Source organism: Actinomycetota bacterium (assembly GCA_035540895.1).
In the GTDB taxonomy this organism is placed as follows: Bacteria; Actinomycetota; JAICYB01; order JAICYB01; family JAICYB01; genus DATLFR01.
Genome location: DATLFR010000107.1, coordinates 1 through 3,560, shown reverse-complemented (window position 1 = coordinate 3,560; position 3,560 = coordinate 1). Strand labels below are relative to the sequence as shown.

The 3,560-nt window shown below is 72.5% G+C and carries 2 protein-coding genes; one reads left to right on the top strand and one right to left on the bottom strand.

All coding sequences use genetic code 11. The features are described 5' to 3' along the window. Positions 1-280 precede the first annotated feature (280 nt). The gene (locus VM840_06230) at positions 281-2,026 is read left to right on the top strand and encodes a hypothetical protein (GenBank protein HVL81173.1); all 1,746 of its coding nucleotides are present in this window, start codon (positions 281-283) and stop codon (positions 2,024-2,026) included. Between the two features lie 52 nt (positions 2,027-2,078). Here VM840_06230 and VM840_06225 read toward each other — a convergent pair. After that, a partial coding sequence (locus VM840_06225) for an ABC transporter substrate-binding protein (GenBank protein ID HVL81172.1) occupies positions 2,079-3,560 on the bottom strand: 1,482 nt, incomplete at its 5' end.

The window sequence follows — 3,560 nt, the reverse complement described above, 5'->3', positions numbered from 1 at the left end:
CCGCGTCACTCTCCGCCAGCCAAGGCCACGCCCGAGCCGTCGTCCGGGGGCCCGGTCAACGCGTGCGCCGGCGAGGTGCGCGCCGGTCAGTGCGCCTAACGGCGGATACGGGACATCTCGGCTTTACCCCCGTAACGTTCTGGTGGCTGGCGCGTTCATACCGGTGAGGACTAGTGCAGATCCACTAGCACCGATGGCCCCGTTTGGGGCCGCGGGCGACCGGGAACGAAGAGCGCGAGGTGATGCCCAGATGAACAGGAACAGTCAGAGAGGTAGAGCTATGCGAGTCACATGCGCCGCGGTCGTCGCGGCAGTCGTAGGTGCACTGCTCGCCACCCCCGCCACCGCTCAGCCGGCCGGGGTCGCCTTCGCGGACGCCGACTTCTCCGGCTACGCGACCAGCACCGTCGCCCACCTGCACCTCGTCGAGCAGGGGCAGCTCAGGCTCGAGAACACCGACGCCGCCTTCACTGGCGCGGCCGTCGACTCCACCGGGCTAGGAGCCGCTCAGCTGAACGAGGTGAAGCGCGTCGTGCGGCCGGCCGCCGAGGGCGCCAACGCGGGCAAGAAGACGTACGCCCGCGGGTCCGGTCTCGAGGTCGGTCTCGCGTTGAACCCGCCGTCCGCCCCTGGGCAGCTCAACCTGCAGGGTCTGGCCCAAGCGTGGGCGCCCCCCACCTCGACCCAGAACCAGGTGATAGGCCCGGTCAACGTCAACAACCTGGCCTACGCGTCGACCTTGCGCGGGAACGCAACCGCCCGGTGGACCGACGACAGCACCTGCGTGCTCGGGACCGACCTCAGCCGAGGCTTCGCCCACGTGGAGAACCTGCAGCTGGTCGGGTCCGGAGGGAACAACGAAGGGCTGACGAACCCGCTGATCGGGACGTTCGCCCCTCAGAACGGTCGTGCGATCTCCAACTCAGTCTCCCGGACGGCTCTCGTCCCGCAGCGCAACGCGGCGGGCCAGCCGATCGGCCCGAACTTCGGCCTCATCTCCCAGACCAGGCAGACGATCGCCCCGGTGACGCTGTTCGCCGGTACGACCAACGAGACGCGCATCGAGTTCCTCGGTGAGTGGGTCCTGACGGTCGTCGCCACCGGGATCGACGGCGGCGCTTACGTCCACTACGGACCGGGTGCGGTCAACCCGGAGACCCTGGTCGCCAACATCGTGCGGGCCGGCCAGGACGTGGTGCGGGTCCGCCTGCAGCAGATCACCGGCAACACGGGGCTCGTCGTCCCGCTCCCGAGCGGCCTCGGCGAGATCGCCATCGGTGAGGACCCGCGGGCCATCGGGGGCAACGCGGCCTCGCAGCCCGAGATCGCGGCGGACGGGACCTCGGCCGCCGCCGCCGTCGACGTGGTCCGCATCCGGCTGACCATCCCTGGGGTCGAGGTGACCGACCTGCGGATCGGCCACATGGAGGTGCGTGCCCAGGTCCCGGCGGGCGGCATCGCGTGCGCCCTGCCCGTGACGAAGGTCGCGACCCCCGACTCGGTCAGCGTCGGTGACAACTTCACGACCACGATCACTATCAACAACCCCTACGACTGCGACCTCGTCGGCATCGTGGTCAACGACGAGATCACGACCACCGGCGGCGCCAGGTTCCGGGTCGTCAGCACGACCCCGACGGCGGATCAGGTCCCCGGCGGTGACAACCTCTCCTCGGGCACGGTCCGATGGAGCCTGCCCGACCCGCTCGGGCCCGGTGAACAGACCCAGGTGGCAGTGACCCTGCAGGCACAGGGCTCGTCCGGGCGCATCGACGACATCGCCCGCGCCACGGGTGCGCTCGCCAACTGCCGGGGCGAGGACGCCTCGGTGGCCGGGACCGCGATCTCGGCGGCCGGAGCCGGGCTGGTCGGCTCGTCCGACCCCGTGCGAGTGCCGGTGGGTGCGGTCGCGCCGCAGGTCCTGGCGCGGACGGGTCCGGGCGCGTGGCTGACGATGCTCTCCGGCCTGAGTCTGCTCGGGGTGTCCCTCGCTGGCCTCAGGGCCTCGAGGCGCCGGCTGTCCTAGCAGACGTAGGCCACAGGCGTGTGGGGCCGGACCCGGTGGGGTCCGGCCCCTTCTACGTCCCGAGGGAGCCCCACAGGGCCGCGTTCCACAGCGGTCCGGACGCCGCTCCCACCGGGTGCGGGCCGACCAGCCCCTCCCTGACGGCGAGCCATGTCCGGACCCGGGCCAGCGGCACGACGTACCCGCTCTCGGCCATCTCACGCTGCGCGGCTGCCCACCCCGCCTCGCCGAGACCGACCACGGGACGTCCACGCAGCGCTGCACCGGACACGGCAGACCCGGCCCGCTCCGCCAGCTCCTCGATCCCCGGCACCCGGCCGGGTCGAGGTGCATCGGGACGGTAGGCATCCACGTCGGGGGCGTCCGCGGCGCGTCGGAGAACGAGGTACCCGTCCGTGCGGCGCTCCGGGATCCAGTCGCGCTCCAACCGGTCGGACTGCACCCCGATCACCTCCAGCCGCAGACCGAGCGGACGCAGCTGCCAGTGCACGAACCGCGCGATCGCGGAGGCCGTACCTGTGGGGTGGGCCAGCCGCAGGTCGACCTCGCGTCCCCGGCCGTCGCGCAGCGACGCTCCCGTCTGGTACTGCCCGTCGCGCAGGGCTCGGTTGGCCGCGTCCACCCCGCTCTCAGCCGGCCAGGGTCCGGGGAGCGCAGGCAGCCCCCATCTCTGCGGCTGCGGAGCTGGGAAGCGCGCGGGGATGCCGTCCATCGCCTGGCCGGAGTCCTCGAGCAGCTCGGGGGTGAGCTTCCGGTCGACCGCCGCGGACAGGCCCCTCGCGAGCTCGCGCGGGACCCGGTCCGGGTCCCAGCTCAGCTCCCACCAGGCAGGCGCCCACGCGCCGGCGACGACCCGTCCTCCGAGGGCGGGTCCGTCCGTGGGCTCGAACCCTCGCGCGGCCGCGCGGGCGCCGACGTTCGAGTCGCCCTCGAACCAGGCCACGTCCAGCTCCGACCGCTCGGTGAGCACGATGCGGGTCTCGTCGTCCTCGACGAACGTGACGTCGATCGCCTCGGCCGAGGCCTTCGTCCCCCAGTGCGCATCGTTCCGTCTCAGCCGGACGGACAGCCCCCGCTCCCACCCCTCGAACGAGAACGGACCGGCGGAGACCGTCGGCCCGTTCTCCCAGCCCGGACCGTAGGCGTGGGCCGGCAGGACCATGTCGTCGATCGAGAAGAGCGACCACCAGCGTCGGACGCGTCGGTCGAAGCGGAGCGTCAGCGTCCGGGGTCCGGTGACCTCCACGTCTCGGAGCGGCCGGTAGCGCGCCCCCGTCGGACCCTCGCGCAGACGCTCCCAGCTGAACCGCACGTCCGCCGCGGTGATCGGCGTCCCGTCGCTCCATGCCGCCTCCCGCAGCTCGAGGTCCACCGACAACGGGTCGAGCCGGATGTCGTCGGGGCCGGGCCAGGCGGCGGCCAGCTCGGGCTGAGGACGCAGCTCGGCATCGAGCGCGAAGAGGGCGGGCAGGACCGGGCGGAGGATGTCCCTCGTCGCGTGGGAGCCGCCCGACGGGGCTATCGGGTCCAGGGT